We start from the raw sequence: 24,168 nt of genomic DNA, 5'->3' as shown, positions 1-24,168 counted from the left end.
TGCACCCGGGAGGGTGTGGGAGAGTAGGTCACCGCCGGAACACCATTCACGGTCGAGGACCCCCAACCAAGGTTGGGGGTCCTCCCGCATTTAACGGCCACAACCCCAACTGACTGGCAGCAGGGGCCGTTTTGGAGGCTCAGAACGGCCCCAGCTGCGACTCAGTTGGGAAAAGAGCCGCTGATGAATCAGGCGAGCAGTTCTGGCACCTGCGTAAGAACCATGGAAACCTTGGGAATTCCTTTACCCGACAGGAACCTTGGGAATACCTTTAGCCTGCCAGCTATTTTGGGCATGAGCATTGTGAGGCTCTATTTGACCGGCTAGGGTTTGGATTCCTACCAGCCACTAAGGCGCAGGGTGCGTCGACCGGACCTTTTAGGAGTCCCACGATGAGCCTCGATTCTGGTTTCGCCATGGGCAAGAATGCTACTAAAAATCATCGATTTAGCCGACCCTTCTCAAGGCACCGATGGATTTCCCTGGCATCTGTCTTTTTCATGGTGGCCGCCACAATGTCCCTTATTGCCGGCCCCGCAGAAGCCGCCACGCTGACCTTTTCGACTACGGCTGACGCCGTCGTAAAACGTGACAGCCCCACCATTAACTTCCGCACGGCAACAGGCCTAAAGGCTGATAATTCGCCGGTCGAAATGATCTTCCTCAAGTTCACGGTCACTGGCACTGCGGGCAGCACCGTGACCGGCGCCAAGCTCCGGCTATTCGCCACGGATCCCTCCAACTCGGGCGGCCAAATCCGACGGGTTCTCAATAACTCCTGGAGTGAGAACACGATCACATTCAACAACGCGCCCGTTGCGGAAACGCCGATTGTGGCTTCGCGCGGCGCTGTTGCGGATAACACCTTTGTGGAGTTTGATCTCTTCGGTGCGATCAAGGGTGACGGGACGTATTCGTTCCGCATCAGCACGACTTCCTCCGACGGCGTCATTTACAGCTCCAAGGAGTCGTCCGTCACCACGCAGCGGCCTCGATTGACTGTCACCACTAATGCCACGCCGCCGCCTCCTCCTCCTCCGCCCCCGCCGCCGCCTCCGCCCCCTGGCGCCAACCCGTGCGGCACGGCGACCGTCCCGCCGGCGAAATACGACCACGTCATGTGGGTGCTATTTGAAAACAAGACCTATTCACAGGTCATAGGGAACGCCAACGCGCCGTACATGAGCGCAAAGGCGAACCAGTGCGCCTCGGTTTCCACCTGGAGTGACGCAGGCACGGGCTTGCCCTCATTGCCGAGCTATCTGGCCATGACATCGGGCAGCACACAGGGCGTCACTTCCGATTCGAGCCCGAGCGGTCTGCCGCCCATTACGGCTGACAACATCTTCCGGCAGGTGCGTACGTCCGGCCAGTCCTATAAGAGCTATATGGAGGACATGCCTTCGAATTGCCGGCTGAGCGCGTCCGGCCTGTATGCCGAGCGGCATAACCCCGAAATCTACTACCAAGGGCCGGGGGACAGGGCGGCATGCGCGGTCAACAATGTGCCCCTGGGCAACGTGAGCGCGGGGCAGCTGGCAAGCGACCTGGCCAACAATACTCTGCCGAATTTTTCCGTGGTGGTGCCGAATGTGTGCAATGACATGCATGACTGCAGCGTCGCCACGGGCGACACCTGGCTATCGCAATGGCTGCCGGTCATCTTGAATAGCCAAAGCTACCGGGCGGGACGAACGGCGATATTCGTACTTTTTGACGAAGATACTCCGATACCCAATTTCGTGGTGGCTCCCTCTGTGGTCCCGGGCACCGTCATCCAGGGCAACTACAACCACTACTCCCTGCTCCGGACCACCGAAGAAATGCTGGCCATCGGCCTGAAGCTGCAGAACGCCAGCACGGCCCTGAGTTTCCGGTCACCGCTGCGCATCTAGCGCAGCGGCCCATCTAGGCCCCGCGGGGGATTCCCAGCAGACTCCCGGGAATCGCCGCGGCGGTCCGGAACGTTCTCCGGATTGGGCTCGTTAGAATTTGACGGGGCTGGATTCCAGAAAACCAGACCAACGCTTTCGTTCTAAGGACACCTCAATGCCCGAGCGCACTATCGTCATCACCGGAGCCAGCGACGGCATCGGCGCGTCCGCCGCGCGGACCTTCGCCCGGCAGGGGGAGCGCGTAGTCGTCGTCGGGCGTTCCGCGCAGAAGACCGAGACGATCGCGAACGAAATCGGCGCCGACTTCTTTGTCAGTGACTTCGCCGATCTGGGCCAGGTACGCACCCTGGCCGCGCAGCTGAAGGAAAAGTACCCGCAGATCGACGTCCTGGCGAACAATGCCGGCGGCATCATGGGAGCCCGCGAGCTCACCGTGGACGGTCACGAGACAACCTTCCAGGTCAACCACCTGGCACCGTTCCTGCTCACCACCGAGCTGATCGACGTCCTCGCCGCCAGCCAGGCCACCGTCATCAATACCTCGAGCGTCGCCAATTCGCTCTTCGGCAAGCTGGACATCGACGACCTCGACGCGGCCCGCAGCTACTCCACCAACCGCGCCTACGGCAACGCCAAGCTCGCCAACATTCTCTTCACCACCGAGCTCCACAACCGCCACAACACCGAGGGGATCTCGACAGCGGCGTTCCACCCCGGCGGGGTGGCCACCAACTTCGCGGCGGACACCACGAGCCCCATGCGCCTGGCCTACACGTCCTTCCTCAAGCGCTTCATGCTGACGCCTCACCAGGGCGCGGACACCCTTGTGTGGCTCGCCAACGCCACCCCGGGGCACGACTGGATCTCCGGCGCCTACTACGCCAAACGGACGCTCTCCAAGGCCAACAAGCAGGCCTACGATGCCGGCCTGGCCAAGGCATTGTGGCAGCGCAGCGAGGCTATGGTGGCTCAGGACCTCGACAAGCTGGACCGCCGCCAGTAAATCACATGAGCCTCACCGCCTGAGCCTTCCCGCCTACGCCGGAATCGTGGGTTAGCATGTCCCTGCCCCTCGCCGACTCGCGGCTGAGGGCTTCTATTGGGGGGGTGCTCTCACACGTGCGCCTGAAGAAACTGATTATTGCGTCGCTGGCGGGTACCGCCGTCGTCCTGAGCGCCACGGCCGTGCCGGCATCCGCCGCGCCCGCGCCGAAGTCGTACAAGAACTGCACGGAGCTCAACAAGGTCTACCCGCACGGCGTCGGCCGCAAGGGCGCCAAGGACAAGACCAGCGGAAAGCCGGTCACCACCTTCCGTGTCGACAACACCCTGTACAGCTACAACGACGGCGGTGCGCGGCACTGGCACGAATACGACCTCGACCGTGACAACGACGGCATCGCCTGCGAAAAGCGCTGACGTGAACTGACGGGATCCCCGCCAACGGCGGGGATCCCGACATGTTTAACCCGCTACCGGGGGGGGCGGCTACCGCGGGGACGACTTTCGCGCTGCCGGCGCGCAGCCTAACGGCTACTGCGCGGCGTCGACCTTGTCCAGGGCGGTCAGGGCGCTCTCCATGGTCCCGGCCAAGTGGCTGGCCGGTGCCGGCTTGGCGAACAGGTAGCCCTGCAGGGAGTCGCAACCGCGGTCCATCAGGTACTTGGCCTGCGCGGGGGTCTCGATGCCTTCCGCCGTGACCTTCAGGCCGAGGGCCTGCGCGGCATTGATCATGGTGGCGAAGAACGGGAGCTGTTCCTGGCCCGTCTTGATCATGGCCACGAAGGAGCGGTCGATCTTGACGTTGTCCAGGGGCAGTTCCTGGAGCCGGCCCAGCGTGGAATATCCGGTGCCGAAGTCGTCCATGGCAATCCGGACACCGGCCGCGCGCAGCTGCCGCAGCTGGCCCAGCACGTCCGAGGCGGCGTCGAAGAACACGCTCTCCGTCAGCTCAAGGGTGAGCTGGCGCGGGTCAACGCCGGTGGAGGCGGCAATCGCGAGCACGTCTGTGGCGAAGTCCCGGTGCTGGAACTGCAGGCCGGAGACGTTCACGGCCACGCTGTACGCGGGGTCGCCAGCCAGCCACGGCCGGATCTCGGCGCAGGCACGGCGCAGGACTTCATCGCCGATCTCGCGGATCAGGCCGCTCTGCTCCGCCACAGGCAGGAACTGGTTGGGCGGCACCAGCCGGCCGTGCCGCTCCCACCGAGCGAACGCCTCGAACTGCACCACCGAGCCGATGCCCGGCGACACCACGGGCTGGTAGTGCACCGAGATCTGGCCCAGCTCGACGGCGCGCCGGAGCCCGGAATCGCCGTCGACCTTGTGGGCCGCGGTGCTCAGCATCTCCGGCCGGAACCGCAGCCAGGTGTTCTTCCCGGCAGCCTTGGCCGCGGTCATGGCGGCGTCGGCCTGGCGCAGCAGTTCCGCCCCGTCCAGCGTCTGCCCCGACTTCGACGCCAGGCCCATGCTCACGCCGGGCCGGACCATGGAGCCGCCCACGCGCAGGGGCGCGTAGAGGGCCGCGGCGATCCGCTTGGCCACCGCGTCCGCGTTGAGGCACTCGGTCAGCAGCACCGCGAACTCGTCGCCGCCCAGCCGGGCCACAGTGTCGTGCGGGCGGACGCAGTTGCGCAGCCTGCTCGCCAACTCCACTAGCAGCTCGTCGGCCGCCGAACGTCCCAGCACGTCATTGAGGTGCCTGAAGTCATCGACGTTCAGCAGGAGAATGTCCACCGGATCCGGGCGGCGCAGGGCGGCGGCGAGGCGCTCGTTGAACAGGGGTCCGTTGGGCAGCGCGGTCAGCGGGTCGCGGAGGGACCCCGCCCTGACTTCGTCGTCGTGCCCGGCAAACGCCGCGGGAGCGGCGGCGCCCTGAAGTCCGCCTAGGCCAGGAGCTACCCCTGAACCGGGAGTACGACGGCGGAGAAAGTCGCCGCTGACGGACCAGCCTGCGCTGCCAACGACGGGGTTCGCGCCGGGGTTTGCGCCAGCGCTTGACCCATGGTTCCCTCCAGGGGTTGCTCCCGCGGTGCCGCGGATCGAGAGGGCCACGGACGTTCCGGCGTCGGCCGTTCCTGCTGGGGTGGGGACCAGGGAGCACGTGATTTCGACCGGGAGTTCGGTGCCGTCGGCCCGGCGGCCCGAGCCGGTGAAGTGCGGGCGGGCGCTAGTGGCCTTGCCCAGCGCGGCCAGGATCCCGTGGAATTCCTCCCGCGAGGCCTCGGCCAGGAGCATGCTGTGGTCCGCGCCCATAAGCTGCGCCCGGGAGTAGCCGAAGAGCCGCTCTGCGGCCGGGTTGAGGAAGGAAATGGTTCCGTCCGGGCCGACCAGCAAGAGTGCGTCCGGGCTGTACTCCACCAGTTGTTGTGCGAAACCAGCTTCCACGATGTCTAACAGCCCCCCAGGCGATGAATACGGATAGCGGACACCTTGCGGAGAGCAAAGCGCACTGCGCTGACTGAATCATATGCCGTGCCGGCTCACCGAACGTGATGGGCATCATGCCGCAACCAAATGTGTCGAACGCGCCGGCCGGCCCGGCCTACCCGGGCACCAGGAGTGCGTTGCACTGCAGCCTGGCCGCAGTGCAAGTTCGCCCGGAATGTCAGGTGCCGGGAGGCCGGTACTTAATCTGTTCGGCTTTCCGCAGGGCTTCCATCGTTTCGTCGACGGTCAAGAGCACTGTCGTTTCGAAAGAGCTCAGTGCGCCTCCTCCGCTGATCGCCAATGCAACTGCGGCCATGGACACGTTGTCGGGAGCCTCCCACAAGTCATAGCCGTCGTGGGCGCCGAATGCGTACCAGAATCCATGGAGTTTTCCGCCGACCGATTCGATGTACGCCTGGGCGGCCTTTCCGCGGTCCTCGGGGTTGCTCATCAGCCTCGCCCAGGTCTCCGGTGTGTAGCTGAACTTCGACAGATAGAGCGGCATCGTCTCTTCCTTTCGTTCGCTTTCGGATGTGCGGATTCACCAAGAATGGCAGTCTGCTGCCACGCCAGCAATGAGGAACATCTACGTTGAGCAGCTGAATTGTCGGCCCGGGTACAGCACCGGAGACGTTCAGGGCCAGCCGACCTAGCCGGGCAGCGGCACGCCCTCGAGGTCGGCGATGGCCGCCGCCGAGTTGCTGACGGCCCGCTGCCGGGCCGCCCCGGGTACCGGGCGGGAGAAGAGGAATCCCTGCAGGGCATCGCAGCCATGGTCCATGAGGTAGCGGGCCTGGGCCGGTGTCTCGATGCCCTCGGCGGTGACCTTCAGTCCCAGGCTCCGGGCCATATGGATCATGGAGGTCAGGATGGGCAGTTTTTCGACGCCGGTCTGCAGCATGGACACGAAGGACTTGTCGATCTTCACCACGTCCACCGGCAGGTCCTGCAGCCGGCCGAGCGAGGAATAGCCGGTCCCGAAGTCGTCCAGGGCCACCCGGATGCCGGCCTCGCGCAGGGTCTCGAGCTGGCCGATCACGTGGGAGTGGGCGTCGAAGAACACGCTCTCGGTCACCTCAAGGACCAGCTGGCGCGGGTCCACGCCGCTCCACGCCGCAATGTCCAGGACGCGCTCGGCGAAATCGCGGTGCTTCAGCTGCACGCCGGAGACGTTGACGGCCAGGCTCCGGAACGGGTCCTCCCCGAGCCACGGGGCGAGCTCGGTGCAGCTGCGCCTGAGCACCTCGGCCCCGATCTCCCGGATCAGGCCACTGCGTTCGGCGGTCTCGATGAAATCGTCCGGCGGGATCAGCTCGCCTTCCCATTCCCAGCGGGCCAGGGCCTCGAACTGCACCACCTCGAGCCGGTCGCTGGAGATGACGGGCTGGTAGTGCACCGTGATCTGCCCCAGCTCCACCGCCCGCCGCAGCCCGGCCGTGAGCTGGGTGCGCTCCAGCAGCGCGGCCAGCATCTCGGGCCGGAAGTGCACATAGCAGTTCTTGCCGGCCTCCTTGGCCGCATACATGGCCAGGTCCGCCTGCCGCAGCAGCTCCGAGGACGTCTCCGTACCGGCGTCCCGCGATGCCACACCCAGGCTCAGGCCCGGCCGCATGAGCGTTCCCTCGATGGAAACGGGGGCGTTCAGGGTGCTGACCACGCGCTGGGCCACGGCGTCGGCGTCCCGGCAGCCCACCAGCAGGACCACGAACTCGTCCCCACCCAGCCGGGCAACCGTGCCGTGCGGACCCACGCAGTTCTGGAGCCGGCGGGAAATCTCCACCAGCATCTCGTCGCCGGCATGGTGGCCCAGGACGTCGTTGACTTCCTTGAAGTCGTCCAGGTCCAGGAGCAGCACGTGCACCGGCTCCGGGGTGAGCAGCGCCGCGGCGGCCCGTTCGTTGAAGAGCATCCGGTTGGCCAGGCCCGTGAGCGGGTCCTGGAAGGCCAGTTCCTTGAGCTTGCCCGCCTGCTCAGCCAGTTCCTCCATGGCGCGGCGGGCCTGGTCCTGGGCGCGCCGGCGTGAGGTGATGTCGCGGAAGTTCCAGATCCGTCCCACGATCGCGTCCGCGACTTTTTGCGGCCGCGAGTACAGCTCCACGGTGCGGCCGTCGGCGAACTCGAGGACGTCGTGGCTCTGCATGAGGCTGTCGGCGTAGAGCGCCGCGACCTTCTGCAGGAAGTAGTCGGGGTCCACCAGTTGGTCCGCGATGAAGCGGACCAGCGCATTGGGGTCCTCGGCCGCGATCAGCTCCGGCGGCATGCCCCACAGTTTCAGGTACTGGTCGTTGATCCCGGTGATTTGGCCCTCGTTGGAGACCACGACGATGCCGTCCGACGTCGATTCCAGCGTGGCGTCCAGCAGCGAGACGGCCAGCCGCCGGCCGGAATCGGAGTCCTTGCGGTGCTCGGCGTCGCGGACGGCCACCGCCATGGCCGTGCCGGCGTCGACGCTCACTAGCGAGCACGTGATCTCCATGGCGAGTTCCGAGCCGTTCCGGTGCCGTCCGACGGCGGCAAACGGCCGGCTGCCGGCCTTGATCTTGCGGCCCAGCCGGCCAAAGACCCGCAGGAAGCCGCCGCGGGCTTCCTCCGAGAGCAGGATGGTGTGCTGGACGCCGAGGAGTTCCTGACGCGGGTAGCCGAACAGCCGTTCCGCGGCCGAATTCACGAAGGCGATGGTCCCGTCCGCGGTCAGCAGCAGAAAGGCATCAGGACCCTGCTCCAGCAGGTCTTCACCAAATCCAGTTCCCACGACGATACCGGCCCCCAAGCGACGGAAGTTCATAGAGCGATGATGTTCCCGGCCGAGGTGCCCGGATTGAATGCGTTTCCCTGAATCATAGGGTCCTTCGGCCCTGTGTCCAGCACATCGGCCACGGAACTTTGCGGGTCACCGGTTGCCGGGCACCCGAACGCCCTTCAGCGCGGCGATGGCACGGGCCGCCCGGTCCAATGCAGGCTGGAGCGCTGCCTCCGGCTGGGGGCCAGAAAACAGGAAGCCCTGCAGGGAATCGCAGTCCAGATTCATCAGGTAGCCGGCCTGGGCTGCAGTTTCCACGCCCTCCGCCGTGACGGTAAGCCCCAGTCCGTGGGCCATGCCGATCATGGCGTTCAGGATGGGCAGCTGTTCCGTGCCGGTGTTGATCATGGCCACGAACGACTGATCGATCTTCAGCGTGTCCACGGGCAGGCCCTGCAGGCGTCCCAAGGAGGAAAAGCCGGTGCCGAAGTCATCGAGCGCCACGCGGACGCCGGCCGTGCGCAGGCTCATGAGCTGCTGGATCACGTGGCAGTCGTCTTCGAAGAAGACGCTCTCCGTGACCTCCAGGACGAGCTGGCGCGGGTCCACGCCACAGGATTCCATCACGGCCAGGACCAGCTCGGCGAAGTCCCCGTGCTGCAGCTGGACGCCGGAGACGTTCACAGCCAGGGACCGGGAGGAGTCCTCTTCCAGCCAGGGCTTCAGTTCGGTGCAGCCGCGCAACAGCACCTCGGTGCCTATCTCGACAATGAGTCCGCTGCGCTCCGCCGCCGGAATGAACTGCTTGGGTGGAACGAGCACGCCGTCGCGCGCCCAGCGGGCCAGGGCCTCCACCTTTGTCACGGTCCCGCTGCCGGCGGAGACGATCGGCTGGTAGTGGACGGCGATCTGTCCGTTGTCCACGGCCAGCCGCAAGCCGGCCTCGAGGTCGTTGCGGTCCACCAGGGCTTTCATCATCTCTGGCTGGAAGCGCATGTACCGGTTCTTGCCGGCCGTCTTGGCGGCATACATCGCGATGTCGGCACGGCGCAGGAGCTCGGAGGCGTCCACCGCGGCCTCCCCGATCGAGGCGATCCCCAGGCTGAGGCTGGGCCGCAACATGGTGCCGTCGATCCACACCGGAAGGCGCAGCGAGTCGACGATCCGGGCGGCGACCGCCTCGGGCTCCACCGAGTCGACCAGGAGCACCACGAACTCGTCGCCGCCCAGCCGGGCCACGACGTCGTTCGGCCGGACGCAAGTGCGCAGCCGCCGGCCGACCTCAATGAGCATCTGGTCTCCGGCGTGGTGGCCCAGGATGTCGTTGACTTCCTTGAAGTCGTCCAGGTCCAGGAGCAGGACGTCCACGGCGGTGCCGCGCGGGCCTGCGAGGGCGCTGGCGAGGCTGTCGTTGAACAGTTGGCGGTTGGACAGCCCGGTCAATCCGTCCCGGAACGCCAGCGCCTTGAGCTGGGCGGACTGCGCGGCGAGGTCTGCCATCGCCCGGGTGATCCGGTCCTGGGCAACCTTGGCCGCGGTCACGTCGCGGAAGCTCCACACTCGTCCGACCACCTGGTCCGCGACTTTCTGCGGCCGCGAATAGCGTTCAAATGTCCGGCCGTCGCGGAATTCCAGGATGTCGTGGCTTTCCGCCGCGGGATCGGCGTAGAGGGCCTCGACCTTTTCGACAAACTGGGCCGGGTCCCGCAACTGGTCCACGACGAAGCCCATGACGGCCTCATCGTCCCCCGTGGCCAGCATTTCCCGCGGGATGCCCCACATGGTGAGGAACTGATTGTTGACGCCGGCGATCTCGCCCTCGCTGCTGACCACGAGGATGCCGTCTGCAGTGGATTCGAGCGTCGCGCTCAGCAGTGACATGGCCTCGCGGAGGCTGTCATCGTTCTCCGGCCGGTGCGAGGTGTCCCGGACCGCGGCGATCATGCTCACGGCGCCATTGCCAGTCCCATTACCGGTCCCGTCCCCGGTCACAAAGATGGACCCGGCCACCTCGGCCTGGAACTCCGTGCCGTCCCGCCGCACCCCGTAGGCCTCCACGGGAGCGGTGTCAGTCTCGTCGTCGACGTCGGCGGCGTGGGAGTGGGCGTCGCGGCGGAGGTTGAAGAACAGCCGCTCCAGCCCGTTCCGGAACCCCTCGGCTAGGAGGATGCGGTGGTCCGAGCCCACCAGCTCCCCACGGAGGTACCCGAACATGCGCTCCGCGGCGGTGTTGACCATCCTGATGGTCCCGTCCTCTGCCACCACCAGCAGGGCGTCGGGGCTGGATTCCACCAGGTCCCCGTAGCCCGGGACCGCGCTGAAGCCTTCCTTTGGGACTTCGCCGGGGACTTCGCCGGAGACTTCCCCCGGGTACGACGACGCCGTCATCCGGCTACCGCCGTGCGAACCTGAGACCACCAACGAGACATTCAGAACCCTCCCACCGGGAAATCATAGGCGTCCCGAGGCTCCCTTGGGTGTCAACACGTGGGCGGGGCGGGGCGGATCCCGGTCGGGGCCCGCCCGGGAGGACCAAACCCCCCGTTGCGCTATCACTCTTGGTGCTTAAAACCCGGGTTTAGCCGCCCGGAGTGATAGGGCAACGAGCGGGGAGCGGCCAATCGCGGGCTCACGGATCACGGCCTCGTAATGGCCAACCAGTTCGGCCCCGAGGACGGACCACGTCCGGCCCTGGACCGAGGCGTGCGCGGCGGCGGCGAACGCGCGGCGCTTGGCGTCGTCGCCCACCAGGTCCATCACCCGGACACGGAGCGCGGCGAGGTCGCCGGGCTCGTACAACCAGCCGGTCCGCGAATTCTCCACGAGATCCAGCGGGCCGCCGCGGCCCGTGGCCACCACCGGCACGCCGGACGCCATGGCCTCCTGGATGGTCTGGCAGAAGGTCTCGAACTCGCCGGGATGGACGAAGAGATCGAAGGAAGCCACGGCCCGGGCGAGGTCATCACCGCCGAGGAACCCGGTGAAGACCGCCTGCGGCAGGGCAGCTTCCAGGGCAGCCCGCTGTGGCCCGTCGCCGACGATCACCAGCCGGGTCCCGGGAACATCCGCCAGCACCGCCAGATCCTCCACCTGCTTCTCGGCGGCCAGCCGGCCCACGTAGCCGATCAGGCGCTCGCCGCCGGGCGCCACGGCAGCCCGCCAACCGGCGTCGCGCTTCGCGGGGCTGAACCGCTGGGTGTCCACGCCGCGCCGCCACATGTCCACGCGCGGAATGCCGCGGCCGCGGAGCTGGTTGAACGCAAAGGTGGAGGGGACCAGGGTGCGCGAGGCCAGCAGGTGGATCTGGTCCACCCGGTTCCAGGCCCAGTTTTCCAGGAACGGGACCCCGTAGCGGCCCGCGTAGCCTGGGACCTCGGTCTGGTAGATGGCCACCGTGGGGATGCCGAGCTGGTGGGCGGCCTGCGCTGCCCGCCAGCCGAGCACGAACGGGGATGCGAGGTGAACGACGTCGGGCGCGTAGTCGGCAAGGATGCGCTTGACCCGATACACACCGCCCATCGCCACGCGTACGTTCGCATAGCCGGCCAGCGGGACCGAGGGAAGCCTGTGGACGTGGGCGCCATAGACCTCGTACGGAACCTCCGGGGCCTGCGCGGACGGCGCGATCACCAGCACCTCGTCCCCGCGCTCCTGCAGATGCTCCAGCACGCGCAGGATGGAGTGGGTAACCCCGTTCATGAGCGGCAGGAATGATTCGGCGACGATTGCGATCCTCACCCCTCCACGGTGCGGGCGGCGGTTGGCGGCCCGGGGGAGCGGGCGTGGCCGGCAGGGGAAGAGTGGGTTAACAGGTGGGCGCGGTCAGGCGGGAACTATCTAGAGGAAGGAGAGGTGGGGAAGGCGGGGAGGGTGCGCAAGAAGGAGCGAACTGCCGGAAACCGTCAACGGGCGTAGTTGATTTCGGCCATGCGTTCACGGCGCAAACCCGAAAAAGCAGCGGTGCCGGACGTCATGACGAAAGACGAGCTATAGCGGATCGGGCCAGTTGCCGACCGGGAAGAGGGAACGGACTCCGAAAACCATCGGTACCCTCACAGCCGGACAGCCACGCGCACGCATATTGCCTTCCATCAGAAATACCTCCAGAGGCTACGGAACTTCAGAATACGCCCGTCGCCTCCCAGCGTCCAGAGGTCGTGCACCGTCGCGGACCGGGACGCCGTGGTCGCCGCACTGAGCTGTGTGGACTATGTCACCGTGTTCGACACGCCCACCCCGGTGCCACTCATCGAGGAGCTCCGCCCGGAGATCTATGCAAAGGGCGGTGACTACTCTCCGGAGATGCTCTTTGAATCCCGAGTCGTGGAACGATACGGGGGCACGGTGGCAATTCATCTCTGAGCTCGGCGTCAGGAGCCACCTCGTGAGGACTTGAGGCCGAAAAGCAGTAACACAGTGATCACCGTTCATACTTTTTGAGCTCACCAATAAAGTCTTCCAGTTGGCGGTGCAGAGCCCCGTCGGACCCCGTTCCTGTTGGAGGCAGTCCGTCCACGAGGCCTTCGGCTGACTCGAGGACGCTTCGCCCGCGTTGGGTGAGCCGGACCACTGCGTTGCGGCGGTCGTCACCGCGTTCCCTGGTCAGGAAGCCGAGGCGCTGAAGCCGAAGGATGACTTTACCCAAGCTCTGTTGACTCACGCAGAGCAGCGGGGCCAGGTCGGAGACAGTGACTGGTTCGTTTTCCGCGACTGACGCCAGCGCGTCGAGCGCCCCTTGGGTCAGGCCCAAGGGTGTGAGGCTGCGGTTGATCTGCCGTTTGTCCAGACGCGCCGCCATGCCGAGGAGTCGGTGCGTCGCCCAGCCGTCTTGTACCGCCGGGCGGACCGGTCCCCGGCGGCGTGCTACGCCGCCGGGCTCCGGCTCGGCCGGGAGGCTCACGCGTCTTGGACGCGGTCTTTGGCGTCCGCGGTACTGTCCTTGACGTCGGAAACGGCGGCCTGTCCTTCCTCCTTGACGTTCTCCACGGCGTCGGCAGCAGTGGTCTTGACGTTTTCCAAAGCTTCCTGGGCGGGTTCCTGCAAGCCCTGGGCGACGTCTTGAGCGGCTTCCGTCAGCTGGGTGGTGACCGGCTCCGCGGCACTCTTGAGGGCATCGGCTGCTTCGCGCTCTTTGGCGCTCGGCGGAATCAGGGAGGAGACGAGTAGGCCCGCACCGAAGGCAATCAGACCGGCAGCGAGGGGCTTCCCCTGCGTCTTGACCGCTACCTTGTGTGGTGCGTCGCTGACGGCGGAGCCCGCATCACCAATCGTCGCTCCTACGCTGCTGGCAGCGGATCTGACGCTGCCGGTGGCCTCGTCGGCTGTACCCATGATTTTGTCCTTGACCCCTGTGGCGGCGTCTTTGACCTTGTCGGTCTGCCGGTGGACGATATTGGACGGGGTCACTTTGTCGGCGACGGCGTCCACGTCAGTGCCAAGGCGGGCGCGAGTTGCTTCGATGTCTGCGCGGATGGCGTCAGGGTTTTCACTCATCGGTGGTCCTCATTCGGTTTCAGGGTGGGTGGGATTTCCTGGAGTGTTTCGGCGGTCTGGGGCATGCCCTTGACCGTTTTGAGTTCCTTGCGGCCCCTGGCAGCGAGGACGGCCGCGACGATGCCCCACAGGACGGCGACAATGACCGCGGACCAGACAAAGCCGGTCCACTCCGCGCCGATCCCGTACCAGAGGGCGATCGAGAGGAAGAGGAGCACGAAGTGCCCGGCAACTCCGGCCCCGGCAAGCATGCCGCTGCCTTTGGCCGCCCGCGCAACGGACTGTTTGGCCTCGACCTTCGCGAGTTCGACTTCCTGGTGCATCAGCGTGGAGAGGTCACGAGTGACATCGCCCAGCAGGTCTCCCAAGGAATTAGTGTCCGCCTTGGCTTGGGCGGCCGTGGGAGGCATCTCCGGTATCTCGCTGCTCACAGTGGCCGCCCTTCGCCATCGGCGTACGGATCATTAGGGTCGCGCAGTGGGAGACCAGCCGTGCCCGGACCGGCGAAGCCGGGCCGCGCGGGCTCTCCTTCTACGGATTCGCCGAAGACGGGTGCGGGCTCCCGGTAGATGGGCTCGCCAACGGCCGGCGTCATCATGCTGTCCGGTGCCAGAGGCCGCACGGGTTGCGGGGCAACGCCCGGTCCAGTTGTCGAGGTCGTGGCCGGGACCCCGGCCTGGAGGCTTCGGCCCAGACGTCCCGCTATGACGCCGGCGCCCGCCGCGAGAAGCAGGAAGGCTGCCGGGCGCTGCCGGGCGAAGGACTTAACCTCGTCCACCAGCGAGCCAGGGTCCCTGTTTTCCAGCCATGAGGCGACCGACGCAGAGCGGTCCGCGGCCTGACGGATCAGGTCCGATGCAACGCCTTGCTGCTCCGGCGCCTCGGCCATGCGGTGAAGCTCTTCGGAGATCGCCCGGATCCCTCCGGCCGCCTTCTGCTGCTGTGCTCCCGCCTGACTCGTGAGGTCGGACCTCGCCTGCTCCAGGAGACCCCGGGCGCTGGTCTTCACCTCCGAGGCGACGTTGGCCACCTCTGTCTTGGCCGTCTCAGTAACGTGCTGGGCCGCGCCCGCGGCTTCGCCGGCGACGCTCGCTGCCTCGTCCTTGGCTGCCTCGGTCTTGCCTGAGGCGCCGCCCTGCGTCGGGGAGGCAGCCGCTGACCCGGTTGCGTCGTATGGTTCCGGGGGGTACGGATCGGATGTCTGCGGCCATGGGTTCTCGGTCATCATTGCTCTCTTCCTAACGGGTTAGCTGCTGCTGATGAACTACCACACACAACAATAGTAAGCATGATTAGTATCCGATAGAAGGGACCTCTGCTCAGTGCGAGCTCATCCGCACGTGACGGCAGCCGGATGGCGCGAACAACGTGCCCGGAGCCGTTCGTTGCCCGCACTCCGCCCACCGTCCGGCGCTTCCTCCGGCAGCGGGTCCAGAACGCCTAGTCAGCGTTTCCGAGTACTGCCCAACCGTGGCCGGAGAGGCTTACGGCGTTCCGGTCGGGGCGCTTCTTGCGCGCCCGGCCAGTACCGCGGCCGCCGAAGAGGCGGACACGGCAGGCATCGTGACGGCGATTGTTGAAGACCTGTTTGGTCCAGGCGGATCAGGCTGTTTTTGCTACGGAAGTGGACACGTCAAGAGAATGGCACCATCGCAACCGGATGGGCCAGACGCAACGATTTCCCTTGCCGAGGGTATCGCAATGAGGCAACAGGGAGTCCGTCAATCGGCCTTGAGGACGTCCGGAAGTTCGTCCACAAACACGGTTTGCGGCGGTTCAAAATAAATCACCAAGACCTGCTCGCCCACTGCAAAAACGCTGCTCTTGTCGAACGGGTGCGCATGGAACGCGCTGGTGCCGCCGCGGACGGGCAGCATGACCTCGCCGATGGTGCCCGGGCCGATCCGACCCGTGACCCGCCCGATCTTTCCGGTCAAGCTCCGATCAACATCCTTGTGCATCACAATCCCCGTACATCTAAACCCCTGCGCATCAGAATCCCCGTGCTTGCGCGCGCATGGCGGCCACTACGCCCCGGGAGCCTTGGTATCCCGTTTGGCGGCGTCCCGGCTGTTCTTGAGCGCGCTGGACAGCGCCGGGAGGTAGTCGCCCACCTGTGCCAAAATCCCGCCGATCATCCGGTTGACTCCTTCGCCGCCGTTGAGGACGGTCATCTGGCCGACGTGTGCAAACGGCTCGGCGGCCGCCGCCACGATCGCCGGCATGTTCTCGGCGAGCTGCTGGGAGATGACGGCGTCCTGGTTGGTTCCGAGTGCTTCGGCACGGGCCTTGATGCCTTCCGCCTCGGCCAGTGCCTTGGCTTTGATGGCGGAGGCGGCGGCATCGCCGCGGGCCTTCGTGGCGGCGGCCTCGGCCTCGCCGGTGACCTTGGTGGCCCCGGCTGCCGCCGCTGCCGCCGTCGCATTCGCCTGGGCCTGCACCTCGGTCCGCCGGGCGTTGGCCTGGGCCTCAAGCTCGGTGCGCCGTGCCAATGCCTCGGCCGCGCTGATGTCCGCGGACTTTTGGCCCTCGGCATCGGTGCGCTTGGCATAGGCCCTCGCGTCCGCTGGCTTGCGGACGGTGGTCTGCAGCTTCTGTTCCTCCCGGTCGGCCTCGAGCTTGGCCACCTCGGTTTCCTGGACCACCACCTGCTGACGCGCCGTCGCATCCGCTAGCGGCCCGGCCTGGGCCGCGTTCGCCTTGGCGCGCTCGGCATTGGCCTGCGCCACGGACTGCCGGATCGCGGACACGCTCCGGGCGTCGGCAATCAGGGCCTCGGCCTCCGCTTCCTTTTCCGCGGCCTCGCGGTTCCGGGTGGCCTCCGCGATGCGGGCCTCCATCTTGACCATGGCGATGTGCGGCTTGGCGATGTTCTGGATGTAGCCCGTGGGGTCCTGGAGGTCCTTGATCTGCAGCGAGTCGACCACCAGGCCCAGCTTCTCCATTTCGACGCCGCTGGCGCTGCGGACCTGGGAGGCCAGCTTGTCGCGCTCGCGGATGATTTCCTCGACCGTCATGCTGCCGATGATCGAGCGGAGGTGGCCTTCGAAGACGTTGTACACCTGGCTTTCCATCTTCGGCTGCTGGCCCAGGAAACGCCGCGCGGCGTTGGCAATAAACGGCGGGGCATCCCCGATCTTGTAGATGACCACGCCGTCGACAATCACCTGGATGCCCTGGGAGGTCACGCAGGAGACCTTGAGTTCGGTCTCATTCAGCGTCAGGGACAGCGGCCGCACCGTCTGCAGGCCGGGGAGCACCAGGGCTCCCTTGCCCGTGACGATCTTGAAGTCCATCCCCTCCCGGGTTTCCAGCGTGCCCCGCGTCAGCCCGGAGATGATGAGGGCCTCGTTCGGTTCCGCCACCTTCCACATCAGTTTTGTCGCCACCCAGATGACGCCGACGACGGCGACCGCCCCCAGAATGATCGAAATGAGCGGATACAAAAATGACAAGTCCGGCATAACCAGGTCCTTTCACGGCGGTGGAAAAAGGTATTAAGCAAAGCCCCAAACGATGCTGCTGGTAGTCCCCGGCCGGCCTGGTGGCACGAATTCTCACGCCGCCCAGCCAGCTGTTGTACACAGTCTGTGGTGCTGCCTGCCAGTTAGTCCAGCAACTCGGCGGTGTCCGGGCATACGCGCAGGTTCCGCCGGTGCCTAAAGCCCCTGTTGGGAGCGGCCATAGCCGTGCCAGCGTAGGAGAGGGTGCGTCTGGAGTGCCGGCCCCGTGAAAGGGTGATGTGATGCGCGGCTCTCCTCTCGGGACGACACGGAAGACCGGGATCGCGTGGGACATCTGGCGGGCCGGACGGGCAAGCCCGGACGCGATCGCCCGCCGGCAACGGGACCGGCTCGCCGCGCTGGTTGAGTGCGCGCGGTCCTCCTCGCCGTACTACCGCAGGCTGTACCGGGACGTGCCGGAGACGGTCACCGATCTGCTCGCGAATCTGGGGGAGCTGCCACCGGTGGGCAAGCGCGAGCTCATGGAGAACTTCGATGACTGGGTGACCGATCCCCACCTCACGCTCGCCGGGCTGACGAAAGACCTCCTCGGCGACGCCTCACGCATCGGCGGCCTCTACCGCGGGCAGTACCTCGTGATGACGACGTCGGGGTCCACCGGTGAACCCGCGGTCCTGGTCCACGACCGGACGTCGCTGCAGGTGGCGAACCTCCTCGGCCCGATCCGTGAACGGCGGACCCTGATGACGGCGGCGGAGGCCCGGGCTTTCGTCCACCGGGGGCTGCGGGCAGCGGCGCTGATCGCGGACGGGGACCACTTTGCCGGCGTCGTGCTGACCGAAGCCGCGCGGCGACGCAGCCCCCGCATCGCCCGCCGGGTCCGCGTGTTCTCCGTGCTCAGGCCGCTCGCGGACCTCGTGACGGACCTCAATGAGTTCCAGCCGACCGTGCTCTACGGCTATCCGAGCGCCATGCTGCAACTGGCCACCGAACAGAAGTCGGGACGGCTCAACATCCGTCCGGTCCTGGCGGTCGCGTCCGGGGAGGGCTTGGCAGCCAAAGCCGGGGCGGACATCGAGGCAGCCCTCGGCTGCCGGGTCGGCGTGCGGTACCTTGCCTCGGAGGCCCTCGCCCTGACCAGCCGCTGCCGGCAGGGGCTGCTGCATGTCAACGCGGACTGGAACATCGTGGAGCCGGTGGACGACGCGTTCCGGCCCGTGCCGGCGGGGGAACTCTCGCACACGGTGCTGGTCACCAACCTGGCCAACCGGGTCCAGCCGCTGATCCGCTACAACCTCGGCGACCGGGTGCAGCTGGATACCGGCCCGTGCGCCTGCGGCAGCCCGTTTCCCACGCTGCGGGTGGAAGGCCGCAGCGGCGACGTGCTGAGCTTCGCTGCCGCAGGGGCGGTGGTGGACGGTGCAGTGCTAGACCGAAACACAGGGTTGGACGGGGCAGTGTCCGACGGGGCAGTGCCGGACCCCAAGTCTGCGTTGGACCTAAAAGTGGTGACGGTGCTGCCGTTGGCGCTGGGCACAGTGATCGAGGAGACCGCGGGCGTGCGCCGGTTCCAGGCGATCCGCACCGGGCCGCGGTCGCTCACGGTGCGGCTCGAGCTCTGGCCGGACGCCGTGGCGGCTGCTGTGCAGGCGGCGGTGGGGGAGCGCCTGGGTGCGTTCTTCGCGGCCCAGGGTGCCGACGGCGTCGAGGTCCGGTTTGCGGGGGAGCCGCCCTGGCCGGACCGCAGCGGCAAGTTCCGGCAGGTGTGGTCTGCCTGAGCGCGTTACTGCTGTCTACTGCTGGTTGAGGATCCGTCGGGCGTCCTGCTGGGCTTGGAGCTCTTTCTGGGTCAGCGCCTGCCCAGTCAGGTAGCCGGCGGAGGCCATGGCCCGGCGCAGCTCCGCGACCGTGCGCGGCGTGGTCACCCCGAGGTGCGCCATGGCGTGGCAGTTGGCGCAGAGCGGCACGAGGTCCGTGACGGGATCAAGTTCGTAGGTGCTGCCCAGCTGTGACAACGGGACCAGGTGGTGGACCGGAATGAAGTCCTTGCCGATGTCCCCGTACGCGATTTCAAAGGAGAACCCGCACACCGCGCAGCTGGTCCCGTGGTGGGCGATGCAGGCCCGGCGCGCGTCCGGACTGTGCTCATACCGGTTCACCTCGACCCGGCTGACGGCCGCCGCGGGGACGGTGCCGGGTACGGGCTGGGTGGGGTCGGCCGCCGGCGGCGGGCCAAACTCTAGCCAGAGTCCGCGGAGCAGGGGCTCGACTGAGGGTTCGACGGCCAGCGCGGGGCCGTGCAGCGCTTCCCAGTCGAGGCCGGGCACGGTCTCCTGGAGGGCTGCGGGCGGGATCTGGTCCCCGGCGGGCAGGAGGCCGTCGAAGGCCACGCGGACGTAGAGCGGGGACCCGTCCTGTGCGTTGTCCTGCGCGGCGCTCGCGGCGTCCGGGGCCTGGAGGCGGGGCGCCGGCCGCTCCGAGACGATGACGCCGTGGCCGATGAGGCCGCGCCCATGGCGGCCCTGGAGCACCAGCCACGCGTCCGCGCCGGAGGCGGCGGCGCCCGCCAGTGCGTCCGCGCCGCGGGCGGCGTCCGCCAGGCTGCCCACCGCGCCGGAGGTAGCGGTGTCCCCCAGCACGTCCGCGTCAGAGGCGGCGAAATCTGCGGTGCCGACCTCCCAGCTGGCCAGGAACCGGCCGGTTTCGGCGACCTCCTCCAGCACTGCCGGGTAGGTCCAATCGTTCCATTCGTCCGGGTTCCAGACGAGGATGATGGCTGTCATCTGCCCATTGTCGCAGTGTATGCAGCGGCCGGCCGCGCGTTACCCCGGACTTCCTGCCGCGTTGTTGAGAGGCCCTGTCGGCCCGGTCTGGCAGGTGGCGTTGAGGGTGTCCTCCGCGACGGATTCCATTTGGTGCAGGATGCGGGTGCCCCCGGGCTGGAGCGGTTCCGGAGGGTAGGCCACGGCCATGGTGAGCTGCCGGGTTCCGTCCGCGCTGGTCATGGCGATGGTGCCGTAGCCGGGCACGTCGCCGGGATGGCCGTAGTAGAAGTCGTTCGTGCAGAGGTCGTTCCAGCGGACCACCCCGAGTCCGTACCTGGCGTAGAGCGGGCTCTCCATTTGCGTGATCGTGTCCGGTTTGAGCAGCCGGTTCTGCAGCAGTGCGCGGTAGAACGTGTTCACGTCCGCCACGGAGGACACCATGCCGCCGGCGGCGTTGTCGATCTGCGCGGCCGGATAGGTGACGTCGAGTTGGTTGCGGCCCAGCGCAATGTAGCCGTGGACCATCGACGACGGCGGAGGCCCGGCCGCGGTCATCAAAGTTTCGCTCAGGCCTAGCGGCTGGATGATGTCGGTGCTGATCACCTCGCCGATCCGCCGGCCGCTCAGGTGCTCGACGATCAGCGCCAGAGCAATGTAGTTGGAGTTGGAGTACTCAAATCCCTGGGCCAGCTTCGCCTGCCACGAGATCCGCCCCGCCATGGCCAGCAGGTCCGCCAGGCTCACCTTCGTGGTCAGGGCCTTCCGCACCGTGGCCGGATCGAACAGCGGCCCGTCCACGGACGGCATGCCGGAGCGGTGCTGCAGCAGCTGGCGGACGGTGACAGGTCCCGGCGGGTGCATCACCTTGTTGAACTCCGGCAGGTAGGTGCTGACCGGCGCGTCGAGCTCCAGCTTGCCTTCCTCGGCCAGTTTGAGCACGCAGACCGCCACCATGGACTTGGTGATGCCGCCCACGTGCACGGGATCCGTTATTTCGGTCCGTGAAGGGCTGGCCAGGTTTCGAACACCGTAGGCCGCGGACCACTCGTCCCCGCCCACGCGGATCTGGATGAGGACGGCCGGGGCGCCGTCGTCGAGCAATCTCTTGCTGAACTGTTCCAGCATGGCCCGGTAGCCGGAATCGGGCGACACCGGCTGCACCGGCGGTTGCGGGCCGGGACTGCATCCACCCGTCGCCGCCGCAAGTACGACGGCGACGATCGCGGCCGTGAGCCGGCGGAACGGTGCTCGGGTCGAGGCCACCGACATGATGGTCCTTCTTGCAGTTCTGGTTTGTGGTCGGCGTAGGAGGATACCCCTGGCCGGGCACCATCCTGACCCTTGTGATAGTCCTCAGGCGGACGGCAGGCGACTAGAGCCATAAGTCATGGGCGTGGATTTGATCGCTCTGTGACGGCGTTCTGTGATCGCTTGGTGTCGCCTTCAGGGAGGATGCGCCGCGGCTAGTTCTTGAGCGCTCGCGACCGTCTATAAAACGTTGCTCGGGACATTCCGAGATCGCGGGCACCTGCCCAGCGGGTTCGCCGCTCGAGAACCGCCGGCCGCGGACGAACCCACACCATTCCGCGAAAAATAGAGCTACCGCCGCAGCAGTCGCTCGATCGGGGAGACGCCTCGTATCCCTAGGGTTGTGAGACAACCTGGAGTGTAGCGTTTAGGGCACCTTCACCGGGCAGTTTTGCACTATCTTGGGGGAAAAATGATGCTGGCACTCTCTACATCGGAAGTAAATCCACTGGTGCCGTCCTGGGGCATCATGGGATCTTGCTGATCCTGAACGCAATCCTGTTCATTGCGGCGCTCGTAAGCATTGCGCGCAATAGGACTCATACTACGGGCGGTACTGTCGTTTGGGCCCTCATCGTTCTTGCGGTACCGGTACTTGGCTCGGTTCTGTGGTTCTTGGTTGGGCGCAGAGAACATCCAGTTCTCGTCTTCGCGATCAAGCGAGATAGCGGGCAGGCGGGACGCGAGGCTTTCCCGCTCAAGGGACCCGGGAGTTGTTCCGTTCATTCAGCTCGACCCGTCGGTGGACCACCGGCCAGCGGGCTGAGAGTGGAAAAGCCCACTCTGTCCGGCATGATCGGGTGCATCTTGAGCAGCACGGGACGATGATCACGGCGATAATCGACGTATGACTGAGCAGTTACCGTCCTGGCCGACCACACCACCGACCTACGGCTCAGTCGTTTTGCGCGAGTTCACCGACGACGACGTACATCTCGCCTTCGAGTTGGGGGACGATCCTTACATCCCTCTCATTGGCAGCCTTCCCGCACTCCCCACGGCACAGCAGGCTCTGGAGTGGATCCACCGGCAGCGCGGCCGGTTCGACGAAGGAAAAGGGCTGTCCTTCGCCATCGCCGATGCCGAGTCGGACAACGCCGTCGGTGCCATCGGACTGTGGCTTCAGAACATGTCGGCCGGACGCGCGACGGTCGGCTACTCGGTTGCCCCCGCGCACCGGGGCCGCGGGATCGCCAGCAGCGCGTTGAAGGCACTGACCGCCTTCGCTTGGACCATCCCCGCTCTGCACCGGATCGAGCTGTACATCGAGCCGTGGAACAGCAATTCAAGTCGCGTTGCCGAGGCGTCTGGTTTCCAGCGGGAGGGCCTGCTCCGCAGCCACCAGGAGATTGGTGACACCCGGCGCGACATGCTGCTCTACGCGACAACGCGGCCTTGACTGCATCTTGGCTGTTGGTATTCGTTTCTGCTCAGCCGGAGTGTCGCAGCAGGGTCCGCTTTCGGAATCGTGAGGCGTCCCGCAGCACGTTCGGCTTACGGGCAGAGCTGCCTGCCGGTGCTTCAGCGTGGCACCACGTCATTGAAGGGATCACTTTGTGGTGCTGCTCGCGGAGGCGGAGCTAGTGTGCGGATAGGCCGGTTTTCTCGCGTGGGTCGCACAATTCGGTGTCGTTCAAGGGACCATCATCGGTGCCGCACTGCGGAGCGGGATCTGGTGTTCTGCGAGTCCCAATGGGAGTTGGCGCGTTTGCTGTTCGCGGACTTCGATGTGTCGGTGGGCCATATTGTGGCGCCACGGTTTCTGTTGAAGGCTGAGGTCGCCGGGGCGGTGCGCAGGCACATTCCGGACTATCTGCTGCCCGTCGACGTGGGCCGCTGGCGGTGGAGACTTCCCCGACCGCGCGGAGGAATCGCGCTCAGCGCCTCGCCTCGTACCTGGTCAGGACCACGCCGCCGGGAAACGTCCGCGTCTCCACCAGGTTCAGGTTCACCCAGCTGTCCAGCGAGGTGAAGAACGGCGTGCCGCCGCCCACCAGGACCGGATGGGTGGCTAGCGCGTATTCGTCGATCAGCCCGGCCCGCATGGCCGCCCCGGCGAGCGTTGCGCCGCCGACGCTCATCGGGCCGCCGTCCCCGGCCTTGAGCCGGGTGATCTCGGCGATCGCGTCGCCGGTGACCAGGCGGGTGTTCCAGTCGACCTTGTCGATCGTCGAGGAGAACACCACCTTAGGCGTGTCCCGCCAGTTCCGCGCGAACTCGATCTCCGCCGGGGTGGCGTTGGGCTGCTGGTCGCCTGTCGGCCAGTAGGAGCTCATGGTCTCCCACAGCTTGCGGCCGTACAGCGACAGGCTGCTAGCCCGCTCCTGGTCGAGCCACCACTGGAACAGTTCGTCGCTCGGCCCGCTCCAGCCGATGTCGTCGCCGGCCGCGGCGATGTAGCCGTCCAGGGTCAGATTCATGCCGTAGATCAGTTTCCGCACGGCGCCAGCCTTCCGTCTCGTCGTGGTCGAGGGCGTCATTGAACTCTGTCGTCCCGCACATGATCGGCAGCATCCTGTCCCTCATGGAGCCACGGTACCTGCCCATGATCTGGATGCCATAGCCTTCGGTCAGCGTTTCAACTGAGCTGCCCGGTGAAGGATCCGCTTGCGGGCGGCCTGTCTCATGACCTCAGTGCCTCGAAACCCATGCGATGCGAGGCACCTCAAGGCCCGGTTGAGCGACACCAAACGATCACAGAACGCAGCCACGAGCGCTGAACTCCACAGTCATAGGCTCAGCCGACGGCGACGGCGGCGGCCGTTGCGGGCGCGTCCGCCACCACAGGGTGGTCGCGGTGCAGGTTTCCGAGGGCTGAGGCGCCCTGCGGCGACCCCAGCTCCTCGAAGAACTCCACGTTGGCGCGCACGTAATCGGCCCACTCGTCCGGGACGTCGTCGGAGTAGTAGATCGCCTCCACCGGGCACACGGGATCGCACGCGCCGCAGTCCACGCACTCGGACGGGTGGATGTAGAGCGAGCGTTCACCCTCGTAGATGCAGTCCACCGGGCATTCGTCGATGCAGGCCTTGTCCTTCACATCCACACAGGGCTGGGCGATCACGTACGTCATG

20 protein-coding genes and 1 pseudogene are annotated in these 24,168 nt (G+C 66.5%); 6 read left to right on the top strand and 15 right to left on the bottom strand.

The window, feature by feature from the left end; translation table 11 throughout:
• Positions 1–392 precede the first annotated feature (392 nt).
• The 3 genes from M2428_RS21470 to M2428_RS21460 all read left to right on the top strand — a co-directional run bounded on the left by M2428_RS21470 (position 393) and on the right by M2428_RS21460 (position 3,314).
• Entirely contained in the window at positions 393–1,895 is a 1,503-nt protein-coding gene (locus M2428_RS21470; protein WP_277527999.1) for an alkaline phosphatase family protein, read from the top strand.
• Positions 1,896–2,049: 154 nt separating this feature from the next.
• Positions 2,050–2,898, top strand: coding sequence for an SDR family NAD(P)-dependent oxidoreductase (locus M2428_RS21465; protein ID WP_277527998.1), 849 nt, complete (start codon positions 2,050–2,052; stop codon positions 2,896–2,898).
• A gap of 104 nt (positions 2,899–3,002) precedes the next feature.
• Positions 3,003–3,314: an excalibur calcium-binding domain-containing protein gene (locus tag M2428_RS21460; RefSeq protein WP_277527997.1), complete on the top strand. Its 312-nt coding sequence runs from the start codon at positions 3,003–3,005 to the stop codon at positions 3,312–3,314.
• A gap of 114 nt (positions 3,315–3,428) precedes the next feature.
• Here the strand turns inward: M2428_RS21460 and M2428_RS21455 are convergent, their stop codons facing one another.
• From M2428_RS21455 to M2428_RS21435, 5 genes are all read right to left on the bottom strand, one after another.
• Positions 3,429–5,282, bottom strand: a complete 1,854-nt coding sequence (locus M2428_RS21455) for a bifunctional diguanylate cyclase/phosphodiesterase (RefSeq protein WP_277527996.1) — start codon at positions 5,280–5,282, stop codon at positions 3,429–3,431.
• 220 nt (positions 5,283–5,502) lie between these two features.
• Positions 5,503–5,829: a GYD domain-containing protein gene (locus tag M2428_RS21450; RefSeq protein WP_277527995.1), complete on the bottom strand. Its 327-nt coding sequence runs from the start codon at positions 5,827–5,829 to the stop codon at positions 5,503–5,505.
• Positions 5,830–5,973: 144 nt separating this feature from the next.
• A complete protein-coding gene (locus tag M2428_RS21445) occupies positions 5,974–8,109 on the bottom strand; it encodes an EAL domain-containing protein (protein ID WP_277527994.1) in 2,136 nt (711 codons plus the stop codon).
• Positions 8,110–8,214: 105 nt separating this feature from the next.
• Positions 8,215–10,452 carry an EAL domain-containing protein gene (locus M2428_RS21440; RefSeq protein WP_277527993.1) on the bottom strand — a complete coding sequence of 746 codons (2,238 nt, stop codon included), beginning with the start codon at positions 10,450–10,452 and terminating at the stop codon, positions 8,215–8,217.
• A 177-nt stretch (positions 10,453–10,629) separates the two neighbouring features.
• On the bottom strand, positions 10,630–11,802 hold the full coding sequence (locus M2428_RS21435) for a glycosyltransferase family 1 protein (protein ID WP_277527992.1): 1,173 nt from the start codon (positions 11,800–11,802) through the stop codon (positions 10,630–10,632).
• Positions 11,803–12,228: 426 nt separating this feature from the next.
• On the opposite strand from M2428_RS21435, the pseudogene M2428_RS21430 reads away from it, so the two are divergent.
• Positions 12,229–12,417: pseudogene (locus M2428_RS21430) on the top strand (D-glycero-beta-D-manno-heptose 1-phosphate adenylyltransferase); the annotation flags it as partial.
• 67 nt (positions 12,418–12,484) lie between these two features.
• Here the strand turns inward: M2428_RS21430 and M2428_RS21425 are convergent.
• From M2428_RS21425 to M2428_RS21400, 6 genes are all read right to left on the bottom strand, one after another.
• Positions 12,485–12,862: a MarR family transcriptional regulator gene (locus M2428_RS21425; RefSeq protein ID WP_277527991.1), complete on the bottom strand. Its 378-nt coding sequence runs from the start codon at positions 12,860–12,862 to the stop codon at positions 12,485–12,487.
• A 98-nt stretch (positions 12,863–12,960) separates the two neighbouring features.
• The gene (locus M2428_RS21420; protein WP_277527990.1) at positions 12,961–13,557 is read right to left on the bottom strand and encodes a DUF3618 domain-containing protein; all 597 of its coding nucleotides are present in this window, start codon (positions 13,555–13,557) and stop codon (positions 12,961–12,963) included.
• Entirely contained in the window at positions 13,554–13,967 is a 414-nt protein-coding gene (locus tag M2428_RS21415; RefSeq protein WP_277528001.1) for a phage holin family protein, read from the bottom strand. Before M2428_RS21415 ends, M2428_RS21420 begins: the two co-directional genes overlap by 4 nt.
• Positions 13,968–13,984: 17 nt before the next feature.
• Complete coding sequence (locus M2428_RS21410; RefSeq protein WP_346780768.1) at positions 13,985–14,785, bottom strand: hypothetical protein; 801 nt, start codon at positions 14,783–14,785, stop codon at positions 13,985–13,987.
• 493 nt (positions 14,786–15,278) lie between these two features.
• Positions 15,279–15,518 (bottom strand): hypothetical protein, encoded by a 240-nt coding sequence (locus M2428_RS21405; RefSeq protein WP_090583451.1) that lies wholly within the window; start codon positions 15,516–15,518, stop codon positions 15,279–15,281.
• A 66-nt stretch (positions 15,519–15,584) separates the two neighbouring features.
• Positions 15,585–17,021 carry a flotillin family protein gene (locus tag M2428_RS21400; protein ID WP_277527989.1) on the bottom strand — a complete coding sequence of 479 codons (1,437 nt, stop codon included), beginning with the start codon at positions 17,019–17,021 and terminating at the stop codon, positions 15,585–15,587.
• Between the two features lie 281 nt (positions 17,022–17,302).
• On the opposite strand from M2428_RS21400, the gene M2428_RS21395 reads away from it, so the two are divergent.
• Positions 17,303–18,799 (top strand): phenylacetate--CoA ligase family protein, encoded by a 1,497-nt coding sequence (locus M2428_RS21395; RefSeq protein WP_277527988.1) that lies wholly within the window; start codon positions 17,303–17,305, stop codon positions 18,797–18,799.
• A gap of 15 nt (positions 18,800–18,814) precedes the next feature.
• On the opposite strand, the gene M2428_RS21390 is transcribed toward M2428_RS21395, so the two are convergent.
• Together M2428_RS21390 and M2428_RS21385 are read right to left on the bottom strand one after the other, a co-directional pair.
• On the bottom strand, positions 18,815–19,804 hold the full coding sequence (locus tag M2428_RS21390; RefSeq protein WP_277527987.1) for an HNH endonuclease: 990 nt from the start codon (positions 19,802–19,804) through the stop codon (positions 18,815–18,817).
• Positions 19,805–19,843: 39 nt separating this feature from the next.
• On the bottom strand, positions 19,844–21,055 hold the full coding sequence (locus M2428_RS21385; protein WP_277527986.1) for a serine hydrolase domain-containing protein: 1,212 nt from the start codon (positions 21,053–21,055) through the stop codon (positions 19,844–19,846).
• 886 nt (positions 21,056–21,941) lie between these two features.
• Here M2428_RS21385 and M2428_RS21380 point away from each other — a divergent pair.
• Positions 21,942–22,493: a GNAT family protein gene (locus M2428_RS21380; RefSeq protein ID WP_277527985.1), complete on the top strand. Its 552-nt coding sequence runs from the start codon at positions 21,942–21,944 to the stop codon at positions 22,491–22,493.
• Positions 22,494–22,971: 478 nt separating this feature from the next.
• Here the strand turns inward: M2428_RS21380 and M2428_RS21375 are convergent, their stop codons facing one another.
• Both M2428_RS21375 and fdxA read right to left on the bottom strand, forming a co-directional pair.
• Complete coding sequence (locus tag M2428_RS21375; protein ID WP_277527984.1) at positions 22,972–23,535, bottom strand: dihydrofolate reductase family protein; 564 nt, start codon at positions 23,533–23,535, stop codon at positions 22,972–22,974.
• A 296-nt stretch (positions 23,536–23,831) separates the two neighbouring features.
• Positions 23,832–24,167: a ferredoxin gene (gene fdxA / locus M2428_RS21370; protein WP_277527983.1), complete on the bottom strand. Its 336-nt coding sequence runs from the start codon at positions 24,165–24,167 to the stop codon at positions 23,832–23,834.
• Position 24,168 lies beyond the last annotated feature (1 nt).

Source organism: Arthrobacter sp. ES3-54 (genome assembly GCF_029504395.1).
Classification (GTDB): Bacteria; Actinomycetota; Actinomycetes; order Actinomycetales; family Micrococcaceae; genus Arthrobacter.
This window is presented reverse-complemented; position numbering and strand designations above follow the sequence as displayed.

What these genes read in the sequence shown, in the direction of transcription:
- M2428_RS21470 (WP_277527999.1), top strand. Translation starts at nt 393, where the DNA reads ATGAGCCTCGATTCTGGTTTCGCCATGGGCAAGAATGCTACTAAAAAT.
- M2428_RS21385 (WP_277527986.1), bottom strand. Translation starts at nt 21,055, where the DNA reads ATGTCGGTGGCCTCGACCCGAGCACCGTTCCGCCGGCTCACGGCCGCG.
- M2428_RS21395 (WP_277527988.1), top strand. Translation starts at nt 17,303, where the DNA reads ATGCGCGGCTCTCCTCTCGGGACGACACGGAAGACCGGGATCGCGTGG.
- M2428_RS21450 (WP_277527995.1), bottom strand. Translation starts at nt 5,829, where the DNA reads ATGCCGCTCTATCTGTCGAAGTTCAGCTACACACCGGAGACCTGGGCG.
- M2428_RS21425 (WP_277527991.1), bottom strand. Translation starts at nt 12,862, where the DNA reads ATGGCGGCGCGTCTGGACAAACGGCAGATCAACCGCAGCCTCACACCC.
- M2428_RS21465 (WP_277527998.1), top strand. Translation starts at nt 2,050, where the DNA reads ATGCCCGAGCGCACTATCGTCATCACCGGAGCCAGCGACGGCATCGGC.
- M2428_RS21405 (WP_090583451.1), bottom strand. Translation starts at nt 15,518, where the DNA reads ATGCACAAGGATGTTGATCGGAGCTTGACCGGAAAGATCGGGCGGGTC.
- M2428_RS21390 (WP_277527987.1), bottom strand. Translation starts at nt 19,804, where the DNA reads ATGACAGCCATCATCCTCGTCTGGAACCCGGACGAATGGAACGATTGG.
- M2428_RS21400 (WP_277527989.1), bottom strand. Translation starts at nt 17,021, where the DNA reads ATGCCGGACTTGTCATTTTTGTATCCGCTCATTTCGATCATTCTGGGG.
- fdxA (WP_277527983.1), bottom strand. Translation starts at nt 24,167, where the DNA reads ATGACGTACGTGATCGCCCAGCCCTGTGTGGATGTGAAGGACAAGGCC.
- M2428_RS21380 (WP_277527985.1), top strand. Translation starts at nt 21,942, where the DNA reads ATGACTGAGCAGTTACCGTCCTGGCCGACCACACCACCGACCTACGGC.
- M2428_RS21410 (WP_346780768.1), bottom strand. Translation starts at nt 14,785, where the DNA reads ATGATGACCGAGAACCCATGGCCGCAGACATCCGATCCGTACCCCCCG.
- M2428_RS21420 (WP_277527990.1), bottom strand. Translation starts at nt 13,557, where the DNA reads ATGAGTGAAAACCCTGACGCCATCCGCGCAGACATCGAAGCAACTCGC.
- M2428_RS21445 (WP_277527994.1), bottom strand. Translation starts at nt 8,109, where the DNA reads ATGAACTTCCGTCGCTTGGGGGCCGGTATCGTCGTGGGAACTGGATTT.
- M2428_RS21440 (WP_277527993.1), bottom strand. Translation starts at nt 10,452, where the DNA reads ATGACGGCGTCGTCGTACCCGGGGGAAGTCTCCGGCGAAGTCCCCGGC.
- M2428_RS21415 (WP_277528001.1), bottom strand. Translation starts at nt 13,967, where the DNA reads ATGCCTCCCACGGCCGCCCAAGCCAAGGCGGACACTAATTCCTTGGGA.